We start from the raw sequence: 24953 nt of genomic DNA on the forward strand, positions 1-24953 counted from the left end.
ATGTGGGAGTTGCTCGCGGCGCTGTTCCCCAACGGGATGCGGGCGATGGCCCTGGCCATCGGGACCACGTCCAACTGGCTGTTCAACTTCCTGGTCACCTTCTCCTTCGAGCCGATGACCCGCAAGGTGGGGCTGACCTGGCTGTACGGCGCGTTCGCCACTTTCGCGCTGCTGTCGTTCTTCTTCGTCCGCGCGAAGCTGCCGGAGACCAAGCAGCGCGCGCTGGAGGACATGACGGGCGACACCTACCGGCGCCCGGAGCGCGGCGCGCAGTAGCCCGAGCGGCGGCCACGCCGATCACCGTGCGGGGAGCCCCGCCTCCCGGGCTGCAGTTCGCAGCAGGTCCCGCAGCATGGCGGGGCTCAACCTGCCGGTGAAGGTGTTGCGCGGCGTGACGTGGTAGCAGCCGTAGAGGGCCAACGGCGCGCCGTCCGGCCCGGCGGGCGGGAGTTCCACCCGGGCGCCGTGCGCGAACGCCGGGCGGGGGCGGGGCAGCTGCCGGCCGCCGGCGGCCAGCACCGGCAGCACGGCCTGCCAGCCGAAGGCGCCGAGTGCGACGACCGTACGCACCGTGGGGCGCAGCAGTTCCAGCTCCCGCACCAGCCAGGGGCGGCAGGTCTCCCGCTCGGCCGGGGTGGGTTTGTGGGCGGGCGGCGCGCAGTGCACCGGCGAGGTGAAGCGCACACCGTACAGCTCCAGTCCGTCGTCGCGGTGGGTGGAGGTGGGCTGCGAGGCCAGACCGACGTCGTGGAGGGCAGCGACCAGGGCGTCGCCGGAACGGTCGCCGGTGAACATCCGCCCCGTGCGGTTTCCGCCGTGCGCGGCCGGGGCGAGGCCGACCAGCAGCATCCGCGCGTCCACGGGTCCGTACCCGGGCACGGGCCGGGCCCAGTACTCCCAGTCGCGGAACGCGGGGCGTTTGACGTGGGCCGCCTCCTGCCGCCACGCCACCAGCCGCGGGCAGGCACGGCACGCGGTCAACGCCGTGTCCAGGCTGTGCAGGTCGGGCGCCGCCGGCGCCTGCCGGCCGGGATAGCTCATGATTGCCGCACCTTTCCGCTCCACCGCGCGCCGGTCGTCACCCCGTCATCCGCCAGGTGCCCACAGGGCCTGCCCTTCCCAGGATGGTCCACCACGGGCGGGGGCTCAGCGGGTGTACTCGCGCAGATAGCGCTCGACGCGGTCCACGTGCGAGCGCACCCGCGCAGGGACGCCGCCGGTGTCGATCACCGTACGGGAGCTGGTGCGGTAACCGGCGGCCATCAGCGCGGGCAGCTCCTCGCGCATGCCCTCCTTCTTGTACTGCTGGTCGAGCCAGCACACGAAGTGGGACATCGCCGAGATGGCGTCGGGCGGCGACATATAGCTCTTGTCGCCGTCGTGATCACCGTCCCTGGCCCAGCCCTTGAAGACCGACGGTGTCCACATGGCGATGCCGTACTCGTCGGTCTCGGGCCGTCTGGCGTTCGCGTCGAAACCGCTCTCCGCCTTCAGCATGGCGGCGAGGAAGGCGGGGGTGACCTCTTCCTCGGCGCACTGGAGCGCCGCCTTGGTGATGACGGGGCGCAGCTTGCGGGGCACATCGGAGTCCGCGCGGATCGCGCCGTCGACGGACGGCGCCGCGCCGGGGCCGCCGCTTGCGGAGGGCGGCCGTTCGTCGTCGTCCCCCAGCAGCACGAGCGAGCCGGCGGCCACCAGCGGGACGGTGACGGCGGCTGCGGCGATCGTCAGGCGCCTCCCCCAGTCCCCGGTCGCAGGCCGCCTCCATCTGCGGCCCGTACGCCCGCGGCCGGCTGCGCCGGGGCCCCGCAGCTCCCTCACCCGGGCGGCGAGCTGCTCGGCGTCGAGCGCCGCGCGGGAGGCGTGGTCGGGCTTGAGGCAGTCGGCGATCAGTTCCCGCCAGCGCGCGGGGAGGCCGTTGTCCAGCCGCAGTTCGGCGTTGCCGCGGGCGTACGCCTGGGCGCCCAGCGCGCGGGCCCGCGGGGTGCTGCCGGGGAAGGGGTGCAGTCCGCCGGTGAGCACCTGGTGGGCGAGGATCCCGAACGCCCAGATGTCCGCGGTGGGGCGCACCACGCTGTGCCCGCCCTCCCGGTCGGACCACCACTCGGGCGGTACGTGGTCGAGGGAGCCGAGGGGCGGTACGTAGGCGTGGGTGCCCTCCAGTTCGACGGTGAGCCCGAAGTCGCCCAGCCACACCTCGCCGTCGCCCGTCAGCAGGACGTTGCCGGGCTTGAGGTCGCCGTGCACCCAGCCGCGGGTGTGGATGTGGGCGAGACCGGCGCTGACGCCGGCGAGGATGCGGGCGGCGTCCTCGAGCGGTGCCGGACCCTCGGGGCGGGTGGCCAGCAGTTCCTGGAGGCTGTGGTCGGCGCGGTCCATGACGAGCGCGGTGGCGCAGTCCAGGTCGGGGCGGTCGGCGTCGTGGACGGTGAGCACCTCGTGGGTACGCACCACGTTCGGATGACGGGTCTCCAGGCTGAAGCGGACCTCGCGCCGCACCAGCTGGGCCATGGACTCACGCTGTCCAGGCGGCAGCAGCTGGGTCGGCAGGAACTTCACCGCGGCCCGGGTCCCGTCGGCCACGCCGCGTGCCGCGTAGACGACGCCCCAGCCGCCCGCGCCGATCGGGCCGGCCAGCTCCCAGTCCCCCACCCGGTAGCCGGCAGGCAGGTCGAGGCGGTCGCACGCGCCGTCAGCCATGCGCCGCGCTCTCCTTGCCGTCGGCCCGCGCCGGACGCAGCAGCGCCAGGTGTTCCTCGCGCACCAGATCGAAGCGGAGGGCGAGGGCGACGAGTTCGGCGCGCTTGTGGTGGGGGCCGGCGGCGCGCTCGTCGTCGTTGCGCAGCCGCAGTTTGACCGTGGCCAGATACTCGATGTGGTAGTTGACGGCGGAGCGGGTCAACTCCTGGCAGCCCTCCAGCGGGCGCAGCCGTTCCAGTACCTCACTGACGCCCGGGATGGCGCCGCTGGAGGGGTCGCGCAGCCGCGGCTCGCACAGGGCGAGCAGCACCAGGAAGTACTTGGAGGTCTGGTCGAGCGCGAACGGGCTCTGGGTCGGCTCCCCGGAGCGGACACCGAGGCCGGCGTCCAGGTACATGTGCTCCGGCGCGAACACCTTGAAGTGCACCTCGCCGTCGCGGGAGGGCAGCACGACGCGGGAGAACTCGAACGGTACCGGCGCGCCCAGCCTGCCGGGCGGGACCTTGACGTGCTCGCCGGCGCCCTCCATGTTCTCCACGACGTAGGTGACGTGCCCGCTGTAGTTGGACAGCCGCCAGTAGTCCTCGGCCGCCGTGATCTGCCCCGCGTACCGGGAGACGCCCGGATCGGACAGGGCGACCTGCACCGGATCGTCCGGCCCGCCGCGGCCGAAGTCCGCCGTCTGGCCCGGCCCCAGGTGCAGCAGACGCGGCCGTTCGGCGGAGTCGTCGGCACTGCTGTGCTGTTGGTCCGGCAGTTGAACGATGACCGTGTCCATGATCAGCCTCCCCCTTCGGCCGCGGGCATCCTATATCGCCCCTGACATCTGTCAGGGGCCACGCTGCACGCTCACCTGCCATTGTGGGAGATTTTCAGCCCGCGCCCGTGGAAGCACCACTCCCCAGGGTGATCACCACTCGGCGAACGATCCGTCCGGGTGACGCCACACCGGGTTGTGCCAGCTCTCGGCCTTGCTGTCGGCCTCGCGTACAGCCCGCTCGTCGACGGTCACGCCCAGCCCGGGGCCGGTGGGGCGCAGGAGCTGCCCGTCGTGGAAGCGGAAGACCTCGCGGTCCACCACGTAGTCGAGCAGTTCGGCGCCGGTGTTGTAGTGGATGCCGATCGACTGTTCCTGAATCAGGAAGTTGGGGGTGCAGAAGGCCAGCTGCAGGCTGGCGGCCAGGGCGAGCGGGCCCAGCGGGCAGTGGGGGGCGACCGCCACGTCCCAGGTCTCGGCGAGCGAGGCGATGCGCCGCACCTCGGAGAGGCCGCCCGCGTGCGAGAGGTCGGGCTGGACGACGGCGATACCGGCCTGGAGCGCCGGCAGCACCTCGGTGCGGGAGAAGAGGCGCTCGCCGGTGGCGATCGGCACCGGTGTCGCGGCGGTCACCCGGCCGAGCAGATGGGTGTACTCGGGCAGCACCGGCTCCTCGGCGAACATCGGCCCGTACGGCTCCAGGACGGTCAGTGCCCGGATCGCGCCGGCGACCGAGAAGCGGCCGTGGAAGTCGACGGCGAAGTCGCCGTCCGGCCCGAGTGCCTCGCGGGCCGCCTCGGCGCGGGCCGCCAGCGCGTCCAGCGCCGCGATGGTGGGCAGCCGGTCCGTGCGCCCGGAGGCGTTCATCTTGACGGCGGTGAACCCGGCGGCGACCTGCGCCGCCACCTGTTCGCGCACATCGGCGGGCTCATCGCCGCCGACCCAGCAGTAGGCGCGGGCCTTCTCGCGCACCGGACCGCCGAGCAACTGGTGCACGGGTGCGCCGTACGCCTTGCCCGCGATGTCCCACAGGGCCTGGTCGAGACCGGCGACGGCGGAGGAGAGGACGGGTCCGCCGCGGTAGAAGGAGCCCTTGGTCATCAACTGCCAGTGGTCCTCGATCCGCAGCGGGTCGGCGCCGAGCAGGAACTGCTCGGCGAGTTCGGCCACGGCGGTGCGTACGGTCCGAGCGCGGCCCTCGACCACGGGCTCTCCCCAGCCGACGAGTCCGCTGTCGGTCTCGATCCGGCAGAACAGCCAGCGCGGCGGTACGGCGAAGGTCTCGACCCTGGTGATCCGCAATTGCTACTCCTTCACGCTTCCCTCGGTCAGTCCCGTCCGCCAGTAGCGCTGGAGTACCAGCATGGCGACGGCCAGCGGGATCACGGAGACGAACGCGCCTCCGACGGTGTACTGGGTCAGTTCGGCGGTCCGGTCGGCGGCGCGCTCCCAGGTGACCAGCCCCAGGGTGATCGGATACTTGCGGTCGTCGGAGAGCATGACCAGGGGCAGGAAATAGTTGTTCCAGATGTGTACGAACTGGAAGAGGAAGACCGTCACCAGCGCCGGGGTCATCAGCCGCAGCACCACTGTGCCGAAGATCCGCTCCTCGCTCGCTCCGTCCACCCGTGCCGCCTCCAGCAGATTGTCGGGCACGGCGGCCTCGGCGTAGATACGGCACAGGTAGACACCGAAGGGGCTGACCATGCTGGGGATGAGGACGCCCCAGTAGGTGTTGGTCAGCCCGATCTTGTTGAACATCAGATACAGCGGCAGCGCCAGCGCCGTGGACGGCAGCAGCACCCCGGCGAGCACGCACTTGAAGACGGCCTCGCGGCCCCGGAAGCGGTACTTGGCCAGGGCGAAGCCCGCCGCGGCCGACAGCAGCGTGGCCAGAACCGCGCCGGCTCCCGCGTACAGCAGGGAGTTGAGCGCCCAGCGCGGATAGATGTGGTCGTTGTAGGTGAAGACCTGGCTCAGGTTGTGCCACAGCCGCGGGTTGTCGAACCACAGCCCGAAGCTGCCGTAGAGGCTCTCGTTCGACTTGGTGGCGGCGACGGTGAGCCAGTAGACGGGCAGCAGGAAGTACCCGGCGGCCAGCGCGAGGAACGCGACGAGCAGGATTTTGCCGGGACGCAGTCTTGTTCGCACACGGGCAGCTGTCATCGGTCTTCCTTCCGCCTGCGGCCGACCAGTGACAGGAAGCCGAAGGACAGCACCATCGCGGCGACGGCCAGCAGCACCGACTTGGCCGCGGCCAGATAGACGTTGGCGTGGGCGAACGCGTCGAAGTAGGCGCTGAGGTTCGGCGTGTAGTCGTTGGTGACGGCAGGCGCCAGCTTCTTGAGGACCAGCGGCTCCGCGAACAGCTGCATGGTGCCGATGATGGAGAAGACGCAGGTGAGGATGAGCGCGGGGCGCACCAGCGGAAGTTTGATGCGCAGGGCGACCTGCCACGGCCCCGCGCCGTCGATCCTGGCCGCCTCGTAGAGCTCCTGCGGGATCGACTTGAGCTGGGCGACGATGATCAGCATGTTGTAACCCGTGAACTCCCACACGACGATGTTCGCGATGGACCACAGCACGCTGTCGTAGCCGAGGAAGTCCGGCTGGAAGCCCAGCTCTGCCAGCAGATCGTTGATCGGGCTGATCCCCGGCACGTACAGGAAGCCCCACAGCAGGGTGGCGATCACGCCGGGAATGCCGTACGGCAGGAAGTAGGTGGCCCGCAGCAGCCCGGCCCAGCGGTCCTTCACCTGGTCGAGCAGCAGGGCGAGCACCAGGGCCAGCAGCAGCATCACCGGCACCTGGACGGCGCCGAACAGCAGCACCCGGCCGAAGCCCTCCAGGAACGCGGTCTGTTCCAGGGCGAGCGTGTAGTTCTCCAGCCCGGCGAAGGTGACCTTCGGCTCGCCGAGTCCCAGCGGGCCTGAGCGCTCCACCTTCAGCAGGCTCTGGTAGATCGCGTAGCAGATCGGCAGGATCATCGCGAAGAGATACACGGCGAGGAACGGGCCGAGGAACGTCCACGCCTTGCGGTCGGGGCGCGCGCTGCGGCGTCGTGCGGCAGGTTTCCGCCTGGTACTGGACGTCGTCATCGGGCGCTCCTCGCGTCCAGGCCCTTGGCCTTGAGATCGTCGACGAACTTGGTCTGGGCATCCGCGAGCGCGTCCTGGAGGGTGCCGTGCCCGGCCACGACGCGGCCGATGTTGTCCTGGATGTGCGCGTAGGACTGGGTGGTGGTGGGTGAGAAGCGCCAGCTGGTGTCCACGTTCCGGTCGGAGACCTGGAAGACCTCGTTGTAGACCTGGCCGCCGAAGAACGGGTCCGGCTTGCCCAGCGGGGACTTCTCCAGCTCCAGCTCGACCGAGGGCCAGCCGTACCCCGCCTCCACCAGCAGTTCGATGCTGGCGGGATCGGTGTTGAGCCAGTGGGCGAACTTCAGCGCCTCCCTCGGGTGCCGGGTGCCCTGGAGGATCGCGGTCGACGAGCCGCCCCAGTTCGCCGAGGCGTGCTCGCCCCGCTCCCACTGGGGCATCTCCGCCACCCGCCACTTGCCCTTGGTGCCGGGCGCGTTGCCGCGGATGAGGGCGTCCTGCCACTGGGCGCCGAGCCAGCTGGCTATCTGGCCGGTCTGCAGGCCCTTGAAGAAGGAGCTCTGCGAGTCCTGGATGGGCGCGACGAGCCTGTCGCGGATCATTCCGTCCCAGAAGTCGGCCACCTGCCGTGTCTCCTCGCTGGTCAGGTCCACGACCCAGGTGTTGCCCTCGGTGCGCACCCAGTGTGCGCCGCGCTGCCAGGGAAAGGAGGCGAACCACTGGGCGTTGACGGGCGGAAACGCGGTGATGTAGGAGTTGCCGCCGCTCCGCTTCCTGATCTTCTTGGCCGCCTGCCGGAACGCGTCCCAGGTGCGGGGCACCTGGATGTCCCACCTGTCGTACAGGTCGGCGCGGTAGAAGAACCCCATGGGTCCCGACCCCTGGGGGATGGCGTAGGTGCGGCCCGCGAAGACCCCCTGCTGCCACTGCCAGTCGACGTAGGTGTCCTTGAGCCGGTCGGCGCCGTAGGCGCTCAGCTCGGTCAGACCGCGTACCAGCATGAACTCGGGCAGCGCGTAGTACTCGATCTGCGCCAGGTCGGGCGGGTCGCCGGCCTTGAGGGCGGCGTGCATCTTCTGGTAGCCGCCGGAGGTGTTGGCGGGGACGGTCTGCACGGTGACGTGGATGTCGGGGTTGTGCTTGTTCCACAGTGCGACGGCCTTCTGCAGCGGGACCCAGGTCCAGAAGACGAGGTTCACCCGCCGGCCGGGGACGCGGCGCGCCTGCTTGGTCATGCGGGCCGCCCCCGCCTGCTCGCCGCAGGCCGCCAGCGCGGGGCTTGCGGCCGCGGCAGCTGTTGCCGCCAGCAGTTTTCTTCGGGTGGGCATCCGACCTCCTTGTCAGAGGGACCAACCCTTCCCGCCGCAACGGCGAGAAGCACGTGAGCGGTGTTCGGCGGTGCCAGGTCGGCGGCAACCCGCCGTTGCACGACGGATGCCGCCCGACTACAGGTGCGCTGTGGCTGGTCGCGCAGTTCCCCGCGCCCCTTATGGGGTGCCCAGCACTGCGACGCCTCGGGGTGGCAGGGTGAGGGTCGTCGTCGGCTCCACATCGGAGGCGAGGAGATTCCGCGCGGAGTGCGGGAGCGTCACCGTCGCGGCCGCGCCGGCATGGTTGAGCAGGAGGATGAAGCGGTCGGTCGCGCCCTCGCGGACGGTGGCCTGCACCCCGGGCGGCAGCCCCTCCAGCACAGGCGCGGCACCGGCCTCCTCCCGCACCCGGTCCATCAGGGTGCGCATGAGCGCGGGCTCCGGGCGGGTGCCCGCGTACCAGGCCGTACCGGCGCCGAAGGCGTGCCGGGTCAGCGCGGGCCGCCCGGCCAACTCGCCGTCCTTGAAGGTGGCCACGGCACGCGCCCCCTCCAGATCGATGGCCTCCGACCACAGGTCGGCCCGGCCGCTCAGCTCACCCCGCAGCAGCACCTGGGAGTCCGCGTCCAGCGGCCAGAACTCCTCCACCCGCAGCCCCAGCACCTCGCGCAGCGGTGCCGGGTAGCCGCCCAGGTGGACGCGGTCGCACTCGTCGGCGATGCCGGTGAAGTACGACACGAGCAGATGGCCGCCGCCGCGTACGTAGGCCGTCAGCCGCTCCGCGGTCTCCTCGCTCATCAGATACAGGTTGGGGACCACGACCAGCCGGTAGCCGCCCAGGTCGCGGTCGGGCGGCAGGATGTCGCAGGACACCCCGGCGTCGAACAGCGGCTGGTAGTGGCGCAGCAGCGTCTCACGATGGCTGAGCGCCGACGACGGGTGCGAACCCTGCTCCAGCGCCCACCAGCTGTTCCAGTCGGCCAGCAACGCCACCTCGGCCCGGCAGCGGGTGCCCGCGAGCTGCGGCACGCCGGCCAGCTCCTGGCCCAGTGCGGCGACCTCGCGGAAGGTGCGGGTGTCGGTCCCGGCGTGCGGCACCATCGCGGAGTGGAACTTCTCGGCGCCGCCCCGGGACTGCCGCCACTGGAAGTAGAGCACCGCGTCCGCGCCCTGGGCGACGGCCTGCCAGCTCCACAGCCGCATGGCGCCGGGCGGCTTGGGGCTGTTGCGGGCCCGCCAGTTGACGGCGGAGGGTGCCTGCTCCATCAGCAGCCACGGCCGTCCTCCCCCGGCGCAGCGCGTCACGTCGAAGGCGGCTGCGGCGTCGATGTGGGTCTGGCTGTCATACGGCTCCTGGTAGTAGTCCAAAGCCGTGACGTCTTCGTACGCGGCCCAGCGGAAGGGGTCGACCGGCTTGTGGTGCGGCATGTGGTTGGTGGTCACCGGCACGTCGGGGGTGATACGGCGCAGCACCTCGCGCTCGGCCAGATAGCACTGCAGCAGCGCGTCGTCGCTGAAGCGTGCGTAGTCCAGCTGCTGGGTGGGGTTGGCGTGGGTCGGCGTGGTGCGCGGCGGCAGGACCTCCTCGAAGTCGCCGTAGTGCTGCGACCAGAAGGTGGTCGACCAGGCCTCGTTGAGGGCCTCGACGGTGGTGTAGCGCTCGCGCAGCCAGCGGCGGAAGTCGGCTGCCGACACGTCGCAGTAGCAGACCGGGTTGCTGCAGCCGTACTCGTTGCCGATGTGCCACAGGGCCAGGGCCGGGTGGTCGGCGTAGCGGGTGGCGAGCTGTTCGACGAGGCGGACGGCGTGGGATCGGTAGACCGGGCTGGAGGGGCAGTAGTGCTGCCGGGAGCCGGGCCACTCGCGGACCCCCTCGGCGGTCTCCGGCAGGATCTCCGGATGCTGCCGGCTCAGCCAGGGCGGCGGTGAGGCGGTCATGGTGGCGAGGCAGACCTTGACGCCGGCGTCGCCGAGGTTGTCCATGACGCGGTCGAACCATCCGAAGTCGTAGGTACCGGGCCGCTGTTCGACCAGGCCCCAGGAGAAGATCCCGGCCGTGACCATGGTGACTCCGGCCTCCTTCATCAGCCGGATGTCCTCGGCCCACACCTCCTCGGGCCAGTGCTCGGGGTTGTAGTCGCCGCCGAAGTGCAGGCGGGTGGGTTCGAAGGTGCGGATACCGGAGCGGGTTGCTGAGCGGTTGTCGGCTGCCGTCATGAGTGCTGCGCCCCCTGCGACGAGTCGGGTGCCGGGCAGAGCGGGAGACCGTGATGACGCCGCACCGTACAAGAACTCGTTATTTATGAATAGTTCCTTGACGGGAATCCGGTCGGGATCGTGGACTGTCACAGGGGCGTCGTAGAGTCGTCGCCGGGGTGACATCGGCCCGAACGCCGGAGAAACACCGGGCGGACGAGGGGAAACAACAGGAGGTGCCCGATGCCGGGGTACGCGCCGCGGGGCGTCCACGGGCAGACCGTGGAAGCCCTCGCCCACCGGGTGCTCAGCGGCGCTCTCCGTGAGGGCGCCACCCTCGACCTCGGGGCGCTCCGGAGCGAGCTGGGCGTCAGCCTCACCGCTTTGCGTGAGTCGCTGAAGGTGCTGGCGGCCAAGGGCATGGTCGACGCCCGGCAGAAGCGCGGCACCTTCATACGCCCGCGCACCGACTGGAACCTCCTGGACGCGGACGTGCTGCGCTGGCAGTTCCAGTCCGCCACCGCCGCCGCGTCGCACACGGGACCACCGCTGCTGCGCGACCTGGACGAGGTGCGCGGCATCGTGGAACCGGCCGCCGTGCGGCTGGCGGCCGAGCGCCGCACCGACGCCGATCTGGCGGCGCTGGAGCGGGCGCTGGAGGCCATGTGCGAGGCGGCCGACGGCGCGCCCGAGGCCGTCGAGGCGGACCTGGCCTTCCACCGGGCGCTGCTGGCCGCCTCGCACAACGAACTGCTGGAGCGGATGGAAATGGTGATCTCCACCGTGCGCGCGGCCCGCGACCGCCTGGTGCACGCCCCCGGCCACCATCCCCTCGATCCGGTGCCCAGCCACCGCGCGGTGCTGGACGCCGTACGGGCACGGGACGCCCAGGCCGCGGAGGCAGCCATGCGGGCCCTGCTGGCGCAGGCCGCCAAGGATGTAGCGCTGCTACGGGAGAGGGAAGCCTGACGGGTAGGGCGTGACCCTGTTCGTCGTTTGCGGACTGCGGCTGTGTCGTGGTTGCTGGGGGCACCTCCCGGCCGAAGCCCCCCAGCCTCCGGCCGGGAGGTGCCCCAGGGGAGCAGTGCCCCGCGCCCGTTCGGGGCGCGTCCTGCTGAGCTCGGCATGCCGAGTACGCGAAAGCTGCGGGTCAGAGTTCGAACGGCTCCAGGTGGCGCGGGTCGACGACGTGGCCGCCGGCCCCGACCACCTGCTGGAGACGGTCGACCACGCGGCGGTTCACCGTCTCGTGCACCGCCGGATCGTCCAGTGCCGTGACCATGTCGTCGTGGTGGCTGGGGACGATCACGCGGGGGCGGCCGAGCGCGCTGACGGCGCGCTCGAAGTAGTCGTGCACGGCCGCGTGCCCACTGGCACCCAGGACCAGGACGTCCGGCGTGGCGCCGGAGACCTCGCGGGCCGCGAAGTTGGCGGTTCCGCTCAGGAACATGACGCTCAGCCGCTCTCCCACCGTCACCTGGTAGCCCAGCGTCCCGCCCTCCACCAGATCGCCCAGGGTCCGCGGCCGGGACGGAGGTGCGGTCAGGGTGCCGTAGGGGTCGAATCCGTAGCCGCCGAGCTGACTGTGCAGACTGCGGACCACCTCGACGGTGTAGTCGGGCCGGGTCCGCTTGCCGGACGGCTGGAGGGGGTGGCGCAGCACCTCGCCGCCGGAGACCACCACCGGGCGGTGCTTGCGCCCCTTGCCGGGCACGCCCATGGCGGTGAGCAGGTGCAGATGGGTCTCGGTGCCGAGGACGTTGATCTCCTCGTCGCGCCAGGCCGGGTGGTCCAGGAGGTGCGGCACGTCGGCGAGGTGGTCCCAGTGGCCGTGGGTGAGCAGCACGAACTCGGGGGCTGCGGTGAGGTGTTCGCTCAGCACCCGGTCGATGATCCGGTGGTCGACCTCCAGCTTCCTGGTCATGTCGCCCTCGCCGTCGGAGCCGGTGTAGCGCTGACGGGTCAGATACGGGTCGACCAGCAGCCGGTGGCCGTCGAAGGTCATCTCCCAGCCCGCGATGCCCAGCCAGCGCAGCCGGACACCGCTGCGCCCTCGCCCGGCGCCGTCCCGCGCCGGGCGGCCGGCGGTCGCCGCGGTCGAGGTGGCGGTCGTGGACGCCCCGGTCACACCGACGGCTCCGGCCGCCACACCGGTACGCAGCACACTGCGGCGGCTCGGGCGGTGCGGGGCGGCGTGGGAATCGGGCTGCCGAGAGGGCATGGCGGTACTCCTTCGTCTGCTGCGGGTCGACTGCTGCTCGTGGCCCGGGCCCGGGGGAAGGGAGTCAAACCCCGGCGGATGTCGCGTGTCGAATACGCTCTCGACCGCGCGCCGATTCGCTCGGCGTATCACCGCAGACCATGGGGGGCGCATGCTGACGGAGCGGCACCTGGAAATCTTCGTCGCGCTCGCGGAGGAGGGGCACTTCGGCGACGCCGCGCAGCGCGTGGGCATCACCCAGCCGCCCCTCTCGCAGGCGCTGCGGCGGCTGGAAGCGCTGCTGGGGGTGCGGCTGTTCGACCGGGGACGCGGGGTCTGCCTCACCGAGGAGGGCGCGCTGCTGCTTCCGCACGCCCGCCGGGCGCTCACCGCGCTGGCCGAACTGCGGGAGACCGGCGCCAGGGAACAGGCGGACGGGCAGCGCCTCCGGCTCGGCCTGCCGCCCGAGTTGCCGCCCGCACTCGGCGCGTCGCTGTCCGCGGCGCCCGTCAGAACCGGGGTCCGCGGCCGGATCTCGGTGGTGACGGCACCGACGGCCGCCCTGCTCACGGACGTGTCCGCGGGGCGGCTGGACCTGGCCGTCGTCCGGCACCCGGCCGTACTGCACGGTCTGGAGGCGGGCCCGGTGACGCTGCTGCCGACCTGGCTGCTGACCCCGGAGGAGGCGGGCGGCGATCCCGCCGGACGGGCGAACGCCGTACGGGCCGCGCGCACGCTGCCCTACGCGGTCCGGCCCCGGGCCGAAGCCCCGGCGGCGTACGACCTGTTCGTGGACACCCTCGCGGGGCGGGGGCGGCGAGTGGAGACGGTGGTGGTCTCGGACGAGCGCGCCGGGCTGGCACTGGTCGCCGCCGGCCAGGCGGCGCTGGTCACGGCCGATGACACCCTCGCGGCCGACGGCGTCGTACGGCAACCGGCCGCCGCCCCGGCGCTGCCGCTGCGGCTGCGCGTGGTGTGGGACGCGCGGCGCCCGGTCGCCGCCCACCCGGGCGAAGCGGCCGGCGTACTGGTCGACGCGCTGGCGTCGGCCGGCCGTCCGGCCCGGGAGGGCTCCCGATGACCGGAACCGCTTCCACCGGGGGCATCGAACGCACCCTCCGCGCGCTGTTCGACGACGCAGGGGTACGCGGCTGGCTCCATGTGGCCGAACTGCGCCGGCCGACGGCGCGGGTGACCGTCGACGCCGACGAGACGGTGCTGATGGGCTCGGTGTACAAGGTGCCGCTGACGGTCGCCTACTGCCGCCAGGTGGACGCGGGCGTGCTCGACCCGCGGCAGCGCGTCACCCTGCCGCCCCAGGACCGGCTGCCCGGCCCCACCGGTATCTCCCAGCTGCGGGACGAGGTGACGATGTCCCTGCGCGATCTGGTCGTCATGATGCTGAGCATCTCCGACAACGCGGCGGCCGACGCGGTGCTGCGCCAGGTGGGCAGCACCGCGGTCGACGACACCTGCCGGGCACTGGGCCTCGTCCGCACCCGGCTGAACGACGGGGCGGCGGGCACCCTGGCCCGGCTGGTGGCCCGGACCGGCGCGGAGTCGGTGGACGCGGCGCTGGCCCGGATCGCCGACAACGACCGGGCGGCACCGCCCGGTGTCTACGATCCCGCGTGGGCGACCGCCACCACCCCCGCGGAGATGGCGCGTCTGCTGCGAGCCGTCTGGCTGGACGAGGCCGCCTCCCCCGACAGCTGCGCCTTCGTGCGCCGGAGCATGGGGTTGCAGCCCTTCCAGCACCGGCTCGCGGCGGGCTTCCCGTACGACGAGGTGGCGGTGTACGGAAAGACCGGGACGTTCGGTGCCATGCGGCACGAGGCCGGAGTCGTCGAGCTGGCCGACGGCCGCGCGTACACGGCCGTCGTCTTCACCCAGGCCGCCCGCGCCGACCGGCGGCTGCCGCGGGCCGACGCGGTCATCGGTGCGGCGGCGCACACGGCGGTCGAGCATCTGCGCGGGAGGGAATAGCTTCCGGCGGCGGGCACACCGGCACACCGCTGCTGTCCCGTCAGATGGTCAGCGGCAGTTCACGCAGCGCGTGCGAGTTTGCTGTAGCCCGCGTGCGGCATGGCGAGGAACGACTCGTCGAAGGGCTGCGGCAGTGCCGTCATTCTCGTCTCTCCGTCAGATCTGTGAACGGGCCGGGGACTGGCGCGAAGTGCCGGCGCACAGGCTAGAACCCGGCCTTCCGGCGCATGACGACACCCCTGCGGAGCGCGGTCGTGTGGCCGGTGGCCCGACAGACGGCGGTCAACTCCCCGGCGGGGCGGCGGGCAGGGCGAGCAGTCTCTCGGCCACCTCCGTCAAGTCCTCGCCCCGCACGTGCGGTGGCGCGAACATGTCGCTGTGCTCGCCCTCCAGTCGGGCGCACCAGCCGGTGACGCAGCCCGCACGGGCGGCGCCGTGGCAGTCCCAGGCGTGCACCGCGACCACCGCCGTGCCGGCGGGTGAGGTACCCAGCCGCTCGGCCGCCGCGTGGTAGAGCACCGGCGCCGGCTTCCATCCGCCCGCCTCGGCCGCGGTGACGACATGATCGATGTGCGGGGCGAGGCCGTTGCGCTCCAGGAAGGTACGGGTGACCGCCGCGTCGCCGACCGTCAGGCAGCCGACCCGCAGTCCCGCTTCGCGCAGCCGGCGCACCGCGGGGAGCGCGTCGTCGTACGCGGGCAGCGCGGGGATGCCCTCCAGTACGTGGGTGATGCCCTCCTCGGAGACGGACCGGCCGCTCTCCACCCGGAGCGCCTGGCGGGCGGCGCGGAGGAAGTCCGCGGTGTCCCCGCTGAGCGCGAGGGCCATGCAGTCGCGTTGCACGCGCAGGAACCAGGAGTGGGCGGCCGCCGCCGGCTGCCCGATCTCCTCGAAGCGGGATGCCAGCGGGGTGAGCCGCATCAGCGTCTCCAGCACATCGAAGGCGACGGCTCGCGGGCGGTACGGTGACGGGCGCGCCATGGCCATGTCTGCTCGCCTCCGGCCAGGTCGAAGGGTTTGTCCCGCCGCCGTGCGCCGGTCCGGTCACCGGTGTGCGGGGCACACCGCGCCGCCGCACGGGTCCGCGCGTCCCGTTCGGGTCGCGCTCAGGCGGCGGCGCGCGGGGAGTGGGTGGGGGCCTGCTGCTCGTCGCGCTCCTCCTCGATCTCCTCCCGCACCCGGCGGCAGGCCGCGGCCAGGAGGCGGGAGACGTGCATCTGGGAGACGCCCAGCCGGCGAGCGATCTGCGACTGGGTCAGCTCTCGGAAGAAGCGCAGGTAGAGCAGGCGCTGCTCCCGTTCGGGGAGTCGGCACAGACAGGACCGGACCGCTTCGCGGTCGACCACGTGGTCGTAGCCGGTCTCGTCCGAGCTGAGGGTGTCCATCAGGCAGATCGCCCCGTCCCCGCTGCCGTCCCCCGCGCCGCCTGCCTCGGAGGAGACGGGTGCGTCCAAGGAGAGCGAGTTGAAGCACTGGAGCGCTTCCATGCCGGTGAGGATGTCCTCTTCGGTGAGGCCGCTGTGGGCCGCCAGCTCGGCCACGGTGGGTGACCGTCCGGAACAGGTCAACTCCAGTTCGCGCATGCTCGCACGGACCCGGTTGCGCAGGTCCTGGACACGGCGCGGGACGTGGATCTCCCACATGTTGTCCCGGAAGTGCCGCTTGAGCTCGCCGTAGATCGTCGGGATGGCGAAGGTCTCGAAGGCGTTGCCCCTGGCCGGGTCGTAGCGTTCGACGGACTTGACCAGGGCCAGCGCGGCGACCTGTTCGAGGTCTTCCAGCGACTCGCCGCGATTGCGGAACTTGCGGGCGAGCCGGTGCGCCATCGGCAGCCAGGCCGTGACCACGCAGTCCTGGAGCCGCTGCCGCTCGGGGCAGCCTTCGGGCAGCTTCACCAACTCTGCGAAGTCGGCGGCGGTGTCGGGTGCGTCGTGGTGGGTACGACGAGGGGCGTGGGACACGGTGCTGGTCCCCTCCGCGGCGGCCGCGGCGTCATCGGCGGCCTCCGCGGCGCATGGGGCCTCGGCGGCGCCAGGAGCGTCCGCCGCGCCCGGGGCGTCGGTGCCCTCGGTCGAGGTGGCAGGGGTGACGGTGTCCTCGGTGGTGCGGAACCGCGTGGTGTTCATGGGCTGCTCACTCCCACGTCTCACATGGGTGCTGTGTAAGACAGGCGAGAAGCGATCCCCCAGTCCGCTTCCGGACAGGATCCAAAGGTGGCGCCGCCGGGTCTTCAGCGGGCCCGATTTCACCGTGACACAAACCACGCCGCACGGCATCTTCGCAGGTCAGAATGTTTGCAGTGGGTGAGCGCACGGCGGACCCACCGTAGTCGCCGGCCCGGTGGGCGGCGTTTGTCGATGATCGGGGCGGGCACCCGGGCCTTCTGCGCGGCGGCCACCGGGCCGCCGCTCGCGACGTGTCGCGACGTGTGTGGCGGCTGCGGAGGAGGAGCGTAATGGCGGTTCGACCGGGTGCGCCGTGCTGGGTCAGCCTGACGACCCACGACCGGCAGGCCACCGAGGGGTTCTACGGCGGGGCGCTGGGCTGGTCCTTCCAGGAGGGCGCCCTCGCCCCGGAGTTCCGCGTGGCCACGGTGGCGGGCCGGCCGGTGGCCGGGCTGAACGAGGCCGCGGCGGCACGCGGGCTGCCCGTGCGCTGGACGGTTTTCTTCCTGGTGGAGGACGTGGACAAGGCCTCGGAACTGATGGCCGAGTGCGGCGGCACGGTGGCTGTCGGCCCGCTGGAGACCGGGAGCGGCCGGACGGTCGTGGGCGCCGATCCGTGCGGTGCGGCGTTCGGCCTGTGGCAGGGCGAGGCCCCCGCGGAGTGGAGCGCCGGTGCCGAGGACGCGCCTGTCCAGCTGTCGTTGCACACCTGCGAGCCGGACGCCGTGGCGGCCTTCTACAGCGCCGTGCTGGGCTGGCCGCGGGACGGTGCCCGGTGGCCGTACGCCGATCTGCGCGGCGACGCGCGGCCGGGGGACGCCGATCCGGAGACCTGCCCGAGGTGGGAGATCGCCTTCCGGACGCCGGACCCCGACGAGACGGTGGCCGCCGCCGTCCGGCGGGGCGGCAGGGCCCTCTCCGCTCCCGAGGGCGCACAGGAGCGCCGGTCCACCCTCGCCGACCCGCACGGGGCGCTGTTCACCGTCGTCGCCGCACAGGGCTGTCCACCGGCTACAGCAGGCCGATGAGGTAGCCCACGAAGAAGACCAGGACGGCGGCGACGACGATCCCGATGAGTACGACCGGTACCGTGCTCCAGCCCTTGGTCGGGTTGTGGGTCTCGCGTGGGCCGGTCTCGGACAGGCCGCCCTCGGCGGGCGGGGTCTCGCCGGGCGGAACCTGGCCGCCCTCCTCCAGGCCGGTGGTCCGCTTCGGGTCAGGGTCAGGGTTGCCGTACGTCATACCTTCCGGGTGGACCTCGACGCACCCTCGTACACCTGGCAAGGCCCCGGATAGACTGTTCGGAGCTTCGATCGATTGTTGATATCTCGAACAGGAGGGGCCATGGGACGGCTCGTGCCCGCTGTGACCCGGGCGCTCGACATTCTGGAGCTGTTCCTGGAAGGGGACGGCACACTCTCGGCACCCGACATCGTGCGCAGGCTGCGCCTGCCCCGCACCACGGTGCACGAACTGGTCGGCACCCTGACCGCCCGCTCCTACCTGGTACCCGTCCCGGGCAAGGCGGGCCACTACCGGCTGGGGGTGCGCGCGTACCAGCTCGGCAGCCGGTACGCCGAACAGCTCGACCTCGCGGCCGAGGGGCAGCAGGTGGCCCGCTCGGTGGCCGAGACCTGCGAGGAGACGGTACATGTGGCGATCCTGGAGGACACCGACGTCATCTACGTCGCGAAGGTGGACTCCACCCAGGCGGTGCGCATGGTCTCGGCCGCCGGCCGGCGGCTGCCCGCGCACTGCACGGCGGTCGGCAAGATGCTGCTCGCCTCGCTGCCCGGCGAGGAACTCGCCGCCCGGCTGCCGGACGACGCCGAGCTGCGCGCCATGACGTCCAACAGCATCACCGACCCCGCGACGCTGCGCGAGGAGCTGACCCGGATCGCCGAGCGCGGGTTCGCCGTCGAGGAGAGCGAGTCCAACCCCGATGTCAGCTGTGTGGCCGCGCCCGTACGCGACCGCTCGGGCCGGGTGGTGGCCGCGCTGTCCATCTCCGTACCGTTGATCCGGTGGAGCGAGGAGCGCCGCGCCGAGCTGGCGGAGTTGGCGCGGCGCGGCGCGGTACGACTGTCCGAGAGACTGGGCCACAGGGGGCTGTGATGGGGACGGGAACGAGCGTCGAGACCGCACTGCGTGCCTTTGCCGAGCTGGGTGAGGGGCCGACCTGGGACGCGGCGGCCGGGCGGCTGCTGTGGGTGGACATCCTCGGCGCCCGGATCCACACCTTCGACCCGGCGACCGGCGACCGCACCGTGATGGCCACCGAACAGCATGTGGGCGCGGCCAAGCCGCGCGCGGGCGGCGGGCTGGTCGTCAATCTGCGCGACGGTCTCGGGCTGTACGAGGCGGACGGCCGCTTCTCCTGGCTGCTCCGCGACCCGGTGCCCGGCCGCCGCGGCAACGACGCGGCCGTCGCCCCCGACGGCGCGCTATGGGCGGGCACGATGTACTACGACGAGACGCCCGGCGGCGGCTCGCTGGTGCGGCTCGCCCCGGACGGCACGGCCGCCACCGCCCTCGACGAGGTCACCGTCTCCAACGGCACCGGCTGGAGCCCGGACGGGACGCTGATGTACTACGTCGACACCCCCACCCGGCGCATCGATGTCTTCGACGTCCGCGACGGCGGCGCCGTCGTCGCCGGCCGGCGCCCGCTGGTCTCGATCGAGGAGGGCGCCGGATTCCCGGACGGGCTGACCGTGGACGCGGACGGGTGTGTGTGGGTGGCCCTGTGGGACGGCGCCGCGGTGCGGCGCTACACCCCGGAGGGGGTGCTGGACCGGGTGGTCGGGCTGCCCGTCCAGCGGCCCACCGCGTGCGCGTTCGGGGGTGCCGGCCTCGGCGACCTCTACATCACCACGGCCCGCGTCGGGCTGAGCGAGCCCTCCCCACAGGCCGGCTCCGTTCTCGTCCTCCCGGACGCGGGCGCGGGGCTGGCGCAGCCACCCTTCGCGGGGTGAGGCCGCGCCCCGAAGGGGGCCGCGCGCCCCGAAGGGGCGCGGGGCTGTGTTTGATATGCGGCTCCGCCGCGTGGGCGCGATCAGCCACAGGCCAGCCGCGGACCGCAACGCACAGTCAGGGGCAGCCCCCTCCCGGGTTCCGCCGGGAGGGGGCTGCCCCTCATGCGGGACAACTGCCGGTCACCGACCGGCCTTGCGCTTGTTCCACACGTCGAAGCCGACGGCGGCGAGCAGCACCAGGCCCTTGATGACCTGCTGGTAGTCGGTACCGATGCCGACCAGGGACATACCGTTGTTGAGCACGCCGAGGACGAGGCCGCCGATGACGGCGCCCATCACGGTGCCGACGCCGCCGCTCATGGAGGCGCCACCGATGAAGGAGGCGGCGATGGCCTCCAGTTCGAAGTTGAGGCCCGCCTGCGGGGTGCCCGCGTTGAGGCGCGCCGCGTAGACACAGCCGGCCAGCGCCGCCAGGACGCCCATGTTGACGAAGACCAGGAAGGTGACGCGCTGGTCCTTGACTCCGGAGAGCTTGGCCGCGGCCTTGTTGCCGCCCAGCGCGTAGACGTGGCGGCCGACGACGGCGTTGCGCATCACATAGCCGAGCCCGATCAGCAGGCCGCACATCACCAGCATGACGACCGGGACACCGTGGAAGCTGGCGAGGGTCAGGGTGAAGGCGACCACGGCGGCGACCAGGGCCACGCACTTGGCGATCCACAGCCCGGTGGGCAGCACCTCCAGCTCGTAGGCCAACTGCCGCTTGCGGTCGCGGCGTTCGCGCAGCAGCAGGAAGACGATGGCGACCAGGCCGATCACCAGCGTGGGGTTGTGGTATTGCGTGTAGGGGCCCATCTCGGGAATGAAGCCCTTGGCGAGGTTCTGGAAGCCGGACGGGAAGGGGGACAGCGACTGGCCCTCCAGCACGATCTGCGTCAGACCGCGGAAGAGCAGCATCCCGGCCAGCGTCACGATGAAGGACGGGATGCCGACATAGGCGATGAAGAAGCCCTGCCAGGCCCCGGCGACCGCGCCGATCAGCAGCGAGAGCACCAGCGCCAGCACCCAGGGCATGTCGTGTTTGACCATCATCACCGCTGACATCGCGCCGACGAAGGCCACCAGTGAGCCGACGGACAGATCGATGTGGCCGGCGATGATGACGATCATCATGCCCATGGCCAGGATGAGGATGTAGCCGTTCTGCTGGATCAGATTGGAGACGTTGTTCGGCAGCAGCAGCGTGCCGTCCGTCCATATCTGGAACAGCACGATGATGAAGACGAGCGCGGTGAGCATGCCGTACTGCCGCATATGGCCGCGCATGTTCTCCAGCAGCACGGCTCCCGCCGACCGTACGGCGGCCTGCACCGGGGGCGGTGCGTCCTCGGGTGGCGTGGGCGAGGTGGGCTTGGTCGTGGTGGTCATGGCGGGCCTCAGCTTCTGTTCCGGGTCATGTGGCGCATCAGGACTTCCTGGGTGGCGTCCGCACGGTCGATCTCGGCGGTGAGGCGGCCCTCGGCCATGGTGTAGATGCGGTCGCACATCCCCAGCAGCTCGGGCAGTTCGGAGGAGATGAACAGCACGGCCTTCCCCTGCGCGGCGAGTTTGTCGATGACGGTGTAGATCTCGTACTTGGCGCCCACGTCGATGCCCCGGGTCGGCTCGTCGAGGATCAGCACCTCGGGGTCGGCGTGGATCCACTTGCTGAGCACGACCTTCTGCTGGTTGCCGCCGGAGAGCCGGCCGGTCTGCTCGTGGACCGTGGGGGCCTTGATGTTCATGGACTTGCGGTAGCGCTCGGCGACCGAGCTCTCACGGTGCTCGTCCACCACGCCGTACCGCGCCATCCCCGACAGCGAGGCCAGCGAGACGTTGCGGTTGATGGTGTCGAGGAGGTTGAGCCCGTACTGCTTGCGGTCCTCGGTGACATAGGCGATGCCGGCGTCGATCGCCGCCGGCACCGTCCTGGTACGTACCTCGCGGCCCGCGACCCGCACGGTGCCGGACTCGTAGCGCCCGTAGGAGCGGCCGAAGACGGACATGGCCAGTTCGGTGCGGCCGGCGCCCATCAGCCCGGCGATGCCCACGATCTCGCCCCGGCGCACCGTCAGCGAGGCGTCGTCGACGACCTTGCGCTGCTGGTCGACGGGGTGCCGAACCGTCCACCCGGACACCTCCAGGGCCGTACTGTGCTCGCCCTCGAAGGGAGTGCGGTCGGGGAAGCGGTGGTCGAGGTCGCGGCCGACCATGCCGCGGATGATGCGGTCCTCGGACAGCTCGGGGGTGTCGCCCGGGTGCTCCCGTACGGTCAGCGTCTCGATGGTGCGCCCGTCGCGCAGGATGGTGACGGTGTCGGCGATGCGCCGGATCTCGCCCAGCTTGTGGGAGATGACGATGCTGGCGATGCCCTGCTCGCGCAGCTCCAGGATCAGGTCCAGGAGGGTGGCGCTGTCCTCGTCGTTGAGCGCCGCGGTGGGCTCGTCCAGGATCAGCAGCTTCACCTCCTTGGACAGCGCCTTGGCGATCTCCACCAGCTGCTGCTTGCCGACGCCGATGTCGGCCACCGGGGTCTGCGGGTTCTCCCGCAGACCCACCCGGCGCAGCAGCTGGGCCGCCCGCTGCATGGTGGCGTTCCAGTCCACCAGGCCGCGCGCGCTGCCGCGCTGTTCGTTGCCGAGGAAGATGTTCTCGGCGATGGACAGGAACGGCACCAGTGCCAGCTCCTGGTGGATGATGACGATGCCGCGCTGCTCGCTGGCGCGGATGTCCTTGAAGGCCACCGGCTCGCCCTGGAAGAGGATCTCCCCCTCGTAGCTGCCGTGCGGGTGGACACCGCTGAGCACCTTCATCAGCGTCGACTTCCCGGCGCCGTTCTCCCCGCAGATGGCGTGGACCTCACCGGAGCGCACGGTCAGGTTGACGTCGCTGAGCGCCTTGACACCGGGGAAGGTCTTGGTGATGCCCCGCATTTCGAGGACGGGGCGCTCCTGCTCCGCGCCGTCGGATCCGGCGGCGCCGCTCGCGCTGTCGACTGCCGGGCTCACTTGAGCTGCCCCTTGGTGAAGTAGCCCTCGTCGATGAGGAGCTGGGTGTTCGTCTTGTCGACGGAGACGGGCTTGAGCAGGTAGGCGGGGACGACCTTCTTGCCGTTGTCGTAGTCGGTGGTGTTGTTGACCTCGACCTTCTTGCCGGTCAGTACGGCGTCGCCCATCTGCACGGCCTGTTTGGCGAGTTTGCGGGTGTCCTTGAAGACGGTCTGGGTCTGCTGTCCGGCGACGATGGACTTGACCGAGGCCAGCTCGGCGTCCTGCCCGGTGACGACGGGCAGCGGGTGGCGCTTGCTGCCGTAGCCGGCGCTCTTGAGCGCCGAGATGATGCCGATGGAGATGCCGTCGTAGGGCGAGAGCACCGCGTCCACGTCGGTGCTGCCGTAGTTCTTGCTGATCAGGTCGTCCATGCGCTTTTGCGCCGTGCCGCCGTCCCAGCGCAGCGTGGTGGCCTGGTTCATCTTCGTCTGCTTGCTGCGCACGACGAGCTGGCCGGACTTCATGAAGGGCCGAAGCTTCTTCATGGCGCCGTTCCAGAAGTACTTGGTGTTGTTGTCGTCGGGCGAGCCCGCGAACAGCTCGATGTTGTAGTGCTTGTCCGCGCTCTTGTCCGGCTTCTTCAGCTTGAGCCGGTCGAGGATGTACTGGCCCTGCAGTTCGCCGACGCGCTCGTTGTCGAAGGACGCGTAGTAGTCGACGTTCTTGGTGCCGAGGATGAGCCGGTCGTAGGAGATGACCGGGATGTTGGCGTCGGCGGCCCGCTTGAGGACGTTGGTGAGGGCCGAGCCGTCGATGGCGGCGACGACCAGCAGCCGGTGTCCCTTGGTGATCATGTTCTCGATCTGGGCGACCTGGTTCTCGACCTTGTCGTCCCCGTACTGCAGGTCGGTCTTGTACCCGGCCTTGCGGAACTGCTTGGCCATGTTCTTGCCGTCGGCTATCCACCGCTCGGACGACTTGGTGGGCATGGCCAGGCCGATGGTGCCGCCCTTGCCCTTGTCGGGCTGGTAGCGGCTGCCGCCGCGGGCCTCCTGACCGCAGGAGGTCAGTGCGGCGGTGAGCGCGGCGGCCAGCACCGCCGACGCGGCGATACGGCATCTGCGGGTGCGCATGTCAGTTCCCTCCAGGCTCGGTGTGCTCGAAGCGGTGCAGCGTGCCCGGCAGTCGGGAGCCGAGCGGGGACATCCCGCCCTCGGCGCCGTGCCGGGCCAGCAGGTCCAGCGCGAGCCGCCCGCGGCGCACCCGCTCCCGTGCCGTGTCCAGCACGGTGTCGCGCATATGCCGTCCGGACGGGTAGAGGCCGGGTGCCTTGGCCAGCCCGAATTTCAGATAGAGCGGGGCGCCGCGCCGGATCAGTTCGGCCAGCTCGTACATCCGCACATAGCCGCCGAGGTCGTCGGGCGCCTCGATGTACATGTCCATGGGGGCCGCGCTGACCCGTCGGATCTCGGTGAGGTGGTCGAGCGTCAGATCGCTGGGCACATTCAGCGAGTCGGCGCCGAGCCGCTCGTAGACGGCGTACGAGGCGGGGTTGACCGGGCCGATCAGCGCGGACACCTTGAGCGTGGTGTCGGCGGGCAGGATGCCGGTGGCGCGCGCCCGGTGCAGCGTCCACAGCACGCCCTCGTCGGCGACGAGCAGGCAGCGCACGCCCAGTTCGGTGGCGCGCACCGCGTCCTCCACACAGCCGGCGAGCGCGCTGTGGCCGCGCGCCCGCAGCCCGCCGCCGCCGGAGTCGGTGCGGGTGGCGGCGCCGGTGTCCCAGGTGCCGCGCGGGCCGGTGAACAGGCACAGCTCGATGTCCCGTTCGGCACACGCCTCGACCATCTCGGTGATCTCGGCGTCGGTGAGCATCCAGATGCCGCTGCCCTGGCTGATGCGGTGCAGCGGTACATCGAGCCGTGCGGACTCCTTGAGGACGACGGCCAGCGCCTCGGGCCCCTCGCAGGAGGGCACCTCGGTGCGCCAGCGGCCGCCGTCGGGGAAGGTGTGCGGGGAGGCGTCGGCGGGCTCGGGCCGGGGTACGGCCAGCTCCAGCGCGCTGAGCGCGGGTTCGCCGGGGAGGCGGGGGGTGGTGCTGGTGGTCACAGGGCTCCTTCGGTACGGGACAGAGGCCACGCGGGGGGGGGGCGGGGTTCAGGGGTGCAGCAGGACCTTGCCGACGGCGGGATCGCCATCCGCGACGAGCGCGAGGGCCTTCTCGAACTCGGCCAGCGGCAGCCGGTGGGTGACCAGCGGCTGCGGGTCCAGGAGTCCGGCGGCGAAGGTGCGCACCGCGTGCGCCCAGGCGGCGGGCGGGGCCCCGAAGACGGTGTCCACCCGCAACTGGCCGAAGACCAGCGCGGCCGGGTCGAGCTCGGTGGCTCCGGCCGGCGGAATGCCGGTCAGTACCAGCCGTCCGCCGCGCCGCAGCAGTCCGGCGGCCTGCCGGGCGGCTCCGGGCGCGCCCGCCGCCTCGACGACGGTGTCGTAGCCGCCGAGCCCTTCGGTCTCCCGGTGGTGGCGGTAGGCGGTGG

Annotated in this window: 24 protein-coding genes; 7 read left to right on the forward strand and 17 right to left on the reverse strand. The window is 71.6% G+C overall.

Translation table 11 applies throughout. The features are described 5' to 3' along the window. On the forward strand, positions 1-276 hold a 276-nt coding region (locus KBY19_RS30595), incomplete at its 5' end, for an MFS transporter (protein ID WP_210967150.1). Between the two features lie 21 nt (positions 277-297). Here the strand turns inward: KBY19_RS30595 and KBY19_RS30600 are convergent. The 8 genes from KBY19_RS30600 to KBY19_RS30635 all read right to left on the reverse strand — a co-directional run bounded on the left by KBY19_RS30600 (position 298) and on the right by KBY19_RS30635 (position 10082). Next, positions 298-1041 carry a uracil-DNA glycosylase gene (locus KBY19_RS30600; protein ID WP_185016398.1) on the reverse strand — a complete coding sequence of 248 codons (744 nt, stop codon included), beginning with the start codon at positions 1039-1041 and terminating at the stop codon, positions 298-300. Between the two features lie 105 nt (positions 1042-1146). Then, positions 1147-2700, reverse strand: a complete 1554-nt coding sequence (locus KBY19_RS30605) for a serine/threonine-protein kinase (protein ID WP_185016399.1) — start codon at positions 2698-2700, stop codon at positions 1147-1149. Further along, positions 2693-3478, reverse strand: a complete 786-nt coding sequence (locus tag KBY19_RS30610) for a serine/threonine protein kinase (protein ID WP_099879046.1) — start codon at positions 3476-3478, stop codon at positions 2693-2695. Before KBY19_RS30610 ends, KBY19_RS30605 begins: the two co-directional genes overlap by 8 nt. Before the next feature lie 132 nt (positions 3479-3610). Beyond that, positions 3611-4759: a galactonate dehydratase gene (dgoD, locus tag KBY19_RS30615; RefSeq protein ID WP_185016401.1), complete on the reverse strand. Its 1149-nt coding sequence runs from the start codon at positions 4757-4759 to the stop codon at positions 3611-3613. Positions 4760-4762: 3 nt separating this feature from the next. After that, positions 4763-5623, reverse strand: a complete 861-nt coding sequence (locus KBY19_RS30620) for a carbohydrate ABC transporter permease (RefSeq protein ID WP_099879050.1) — start codon at positions 5621-5623, stop codon at positions 4763-4765. Beyond that, on the reverse strand, positions 5620-6555 hold the full coding sequence (locus tag KBY19_RS30625; protein ID WP_099879051.1) for a carbohydrate ABC transporter permease: 936 nt from the start codon (positions 6553-6555) through the stop codon (positions 5620-5622). Before KBY19_RS30625 ends, KBY19_RS30620 begins: the two co-directional genes overlap by 4 nt. Further along, the gene (locus KBY19_RS30630; protein ID WP_099879053.1) at positions 6552-7883 is read right to left on the reverse strand and encodes an ABC transporter substrate-binding protein; all 1332 of its coding nucleotides are present in this window, start codon (positions 7881-7883) and stop codon (positions 6552-6554) included. Before KBY19_RS30630 ends, KBY19_RS30625 begins: the two co-directional genes overlap by 4 nt. Before the next feature lie 159 nt (positions 7884-8042). Further along, positions 8043-10082 carry a beta-galactosidase gene (locus KBY19_RS30635; protein ID WP_099879055.1) on the reverse strand — a complete coding sequence of 680 codons (2040 nt, stop codon included), beginning with the start codon at positions 10080-10082 and terminating at the stop codon, positions 8043-8045. Positions 10083-10304: 222 nt separating this feature from the next. On the opposite strand from KBY19_RS30635, the gene KBY19_RS30640 reads away from it, so the two are divergent. Further along, positions 10305-11030, forward strand: a complete 726-nt coding sequence (locus KBY19_RS30640) for a FadR/GntR family transcriptional regulator (protein WP_099879057.1) — start codon at positions 10305-10307, stop codon at positions 11028-11030. Between the two features lie 181 nt (positions 11031-11211). On the opposite strand, the gene KBY19_RS30645 is transcribed toward KBY19_RS30640, so the two are convergent. Beyond that, on the reverse strand, positions 11212-12282 hold the full coding sequence (locus KBY19_RS30645) for an MBL fold metallo-hydrolase (protein ID WP_210967151.1): 1071 nt from the start codon (positions 12280-12282) through the stop codon (positions 11212-11214). 151 nt (positions 12283-12433) lie between these two features. On the opposite strand from KBY19_RS30645, the gene KBY19_RS30650 reads away from it, so the two are divergent. After that, a complete protein-coding gene (locus tag KBY19_RS30650; protein WP_210967152.1) occupies positions 12434-13342 on the forward strand; it encodes a LysR family transcriptional regulator in 909 nt (302 codons plus the stop codon). After that, on the forward strand, positions 13339-14247 hold the full coding sequence (locus KBY19_RS30655) for a serine hydrolase (RefSeq protein ID WP_210967153.1): 909 nt from the start codon (positions 13339-13341) through the stop codon (positions 14245-14247). The genes KBY19_RS30650 and KBY19_RS30655 overlap by 4 nt, the downstream gene beginning before the upstream one ends. Positions 14248-14529: 282 nt before the next feature. Here the strand turns inward: KBY19_RS30655 and KBY19_RS30660 are convergent, their stop codons facing one another. Together KBY19_RS30660 and KBY19_RS30665 are read right to left on the reverse strand one after the other, a co-directional pair. After that, the gene (locus tag KBY19_RS30660; RefSeq protein WP_247691598.1) at positions 14530-15228 is read right to left on the reverse strand and encodes an HAD family hydrolase; all 699 of its coding nucleotides are present in this window, start codon (positions 15226-15228) and stop codon (positions 14530-14532) included. A gap of 125 nt (positions 15229-15353) precedes the next feature. Then, positions 15354-16373: a SigB/SigF/SigG family RNA polymerase sigma factor gene (locus KBY19_RS30665; RefSeq protein WP_099879067.1), complete on the reverse strand. Its 1020-nt coding sequence runs from the start codon at positions 16371-16373 to the stop codon at positions 15354-15356. 329 nt (positions 16374-16702) lie between these two features. Here KBY19_RS30665 and KBY19_RS30670 point away from each other — a divergent pair, with 329 nt between their 5' ends. Then, a complete protein-coding gene (locus KBY19_RS30670; RefSeq protein ID WP_099879069.1) occupies positions 16703-17440 on the forward strand; it encodes a VOC family protein in 738 nt (245 codons plus the stop codon). Here the strand turns inward: KBY19_RS30670 and KBY19_RS30675 are convergent. Next, positions 17424-17654: a DUF6480 family protein gene (locus tag KBY19_RS30675; RefSeq protein WP_099879071.1), complete on the reverse strand. Its 231-nt coding sequence runs from the start codon at positions 17652-17654 to the stop codon at positions 17424-17426. The genes KBY19_RS30670 and KBY19_RS30675 overlap by 17 nt on opposite strands. A gap of 102 nt (positions 17655-17756) precedes the next feature. Between KBY19_RS30675 and KBY19_RS30680 the strand changes: the two genes are divergently transcribed. Further along, the gene (locus KBY19_RS30680; protein WP_099879073.1) at positions 17757-18527 is read left to right on the forward strand and encodes an IclR family transcriptional regulator; all 771 of its coding nucleotides are present in this window, start codon (positions 17757-17759) and stop codon (positions 18525-18527) included. Continuing rightward, on the forward strand, positions 18527-19387 hold the full coding sequence (locus tag KBY19_RS30685) for an SMP-30/gluconolactonase/LRE family protein (protein ID WP_099879075.1): 861 nt from the start codon (positions 18527-18529) through the stop codon (positions 19385-19387). The genes KBY19_RS30680 and KBY19_RS30685 overlap by 1 nt, the downstream gene beginning before the upstream one ends. A gap of 180 nt (positions 19388-19567) precedes the next feature. Here KBY19_RS30685 and mmsB read toward each other — a convergent pair whose 3' ends face one another. The 5 genes from mmsB to KBY19_RS30710 form a co-directional block, all read right to left on the reverse strand. Next, positions 19568-20815, reverse strand: coding sequence for a multiple monosaccharide ABC transporter permease (gene mmsB / locus KBY19_RS30690; RefSeq protein ID WP_180289575.1), 1248 nt, complete (start codon positions 20813-20815; stop codon positions 19568-19570). 8 nt (positions 20816-20823) lie between these two features. After that, complete coding sequence (gene mmsA / locus KBY19_RS30695) at positions 20824-22359, reverse strand: multiple monosaccharide ABC transporter ATP-binding protein (protein ID WP_099886347.1); 1536 nt, start codon at positions 22357-22359, stop codon at positions 20824-20826. Positions 22360-22430: 71 nt separating this feature from the next. Further along, the gene (gene chvE / locus KBY19_RS30700) at positions 22431-23549 is read right to left on the reverse strand and encodes a multiple monosaccharide ABC transporter substrate-binding protein (RefSeq protein ID WP_099879077.1); all 1119 of its coding nucleotides are present in this window, start codon (positions 23547-23549) and stop codon (positions 22431-22433) included. Position 23550: 1 nt separating this feature from the next. Continuing rightward, positions 23551-24525 (reverse strand): hypothetical protein, encoded by a 975-nt coding sequence (locus KBY19_RS30705; RefSeq protein ID WP_185016410.1) that lies wholly within the window; start codon positions 24523-24525, stop codon positions 23551-23553. A 48-nt stretch (positions 24526-24573) separates the two neighbouring features. Continuing rightward, on the reverse strand, positions 24574-24953 hold a 380-nt coding region (locus KBY19_RS30710), incomplete at its 5' end, for a zinc-binding dehydrogenase (RefSeq protein WP_210967154.1).

It is taken from the genome of Streptomyces sp. B15, from assembly GCF_018070605.1.
Taxonomy (GTDB): domain Bacteria; phylum Actinomycetota; class Actinomycetes; order Streptomycetales; family Streptomycetaceae; genus Streptomyces; species Streptomyces smyrnaeus.

Bases quoted from the DNA above. Each gene is read 5' to 3' on its own strand.
- KBY19_RS30600 (WP_185016398.1), bottom strand. From the start codon at position 1,041: ATGAGCTATCCCGGCCGGCAGGCGCCGGCGGCGCCCGACCTGCACAGC.
- KBY19_RS30670 (WP_099879069.1), top strand. From the start codon at position 16,703: ATGGCGGTTCGACCGGGTGCGCCGTGCTGGGTCAGCCTGACGACCCAC.
- KBY19_RS30660 (WP_247691598.1), bottom strand. From the start codon at position 15,228: ATGGCGCGCCCGTCACCGTACCGCCCGCGAGCCGTCGCCTTCGATGTG.
- chvE (WP_099879077.1), bottom strand. From the start codon at position 23,549: ATGCGCACCCGCAGATGCCGTATCGCCGCGTCGGCGGTGCTGGCCGCC.
- KBY19_RS30675 (WP_099879071.1), bottom strand. From the start codon at position 17,654: ATGACGTACGGCAACCCTGACCCTGACCCGAAGCGGACCACCGGCCTG.
- KBY19_RS30680 (WP_099879073.1), top strand. From the start codon at position 17,757: ATGGGACGGCTCGTGCCCGCTGTGACCCGGGCGCTCGACATTCTGGAG.
- KBY19_RS30650 (WP_210967152.1), top strand. From the start codon at position 12,434: ATGCTGACGGAGCGGCACCTGGAAATCTTCGTCGCGCTCGCGGAGGAG.
- KBY19_RS30625 (WP_099879051.1), bottom strand. From the start codon at position 6,555: ATGACGACGTCCAGTACCAGGCGGAAACCTGCCGCACGACGCCGCAGC.
- KBY19_RS30620 (WP_099879050.1), bottom strand. From the start codon at position 5,623: ATGACAGCTGCCCGTGTGCGAACAAGACTGCGTCCCGGCAAAATCCTG.
- KBY19_RS30610 (WP_099879046.1), bottom strand. From the start codon at position 3,478: ATGGACACGGTCATCGTTCAACTGCCGGACCAACAGCACAGCAGTGCC.
- KBY19_RS30655 (WP_210967153.1), top strand. From the start codon at position 13,339: ATGACCGGAACCGCTTCCACCGGGGGCATCGAACGCACCCTCCGCGCG.
- mmsB (WP_180289575.1), bottom strand. From the start codon at position 20,815: ATGACCACCACGACCAAGCCCACCTCGCCCACGCCACCCGAGGACGCA.
- KBY19_RS30635 (WP_099879055.1), bottom strand. From the start codon at position 10,082: ATGACGGCAGCCGACAACCGCTCAGCAACCCGCTCCGGTATCCGCACC.
- KBY19_RS30665 (WP_099879067.1), bottom strand. From the start codon at position 16,373: ATGAACACCACGCGGTTCCGCACCACCGAGGACACCGTCACCCCTGCC.
- KBY19_RS30630 (WP_099879053.1), bottom strand. From the start codon at position 7,883: ATGCCCACCCGAAGAAAACTGCTGGCGGCAACAGCTGCCGCGGCCGCA.
- mmsA (WP_099886347.1), bottom strand. From the start codon at position 22,359: ATGCGGGGCATCACCAAGACCTTCCCCGGTGTCAAGGCGCTCAGCGAC.
- KBY19_RS30685 (WP_099879075.1), top strand. From the start codon at position 18,527: ATGGGGACGGGAACGAGCGTCGAGACCGCACTGCGTGCCTTTGCCGAG.
- KBY19_RS30640 (WP_099879057.1), top strand. From the start codon at position 10,305: ATGCCGGGGTACGCGCCGCGGGGCGTCCACGGGCAGACCGTGGAAGCC.
- KBY19_RS30645 (WP_210967151.1), bottom strand. From the start codon at position 12,282: ATGCCCTCTCGGCAGCCCGATTCCCACGCCGCCCCGCACCGCCCGAGC.
- KBY19_RS30605 (WP_185016399.1), bottom strand. From the start codon at position 2,700: ATGGCTGACGGCGCGTGCGACCGCCTCGACCTGCCTGCCGGCTACCGG.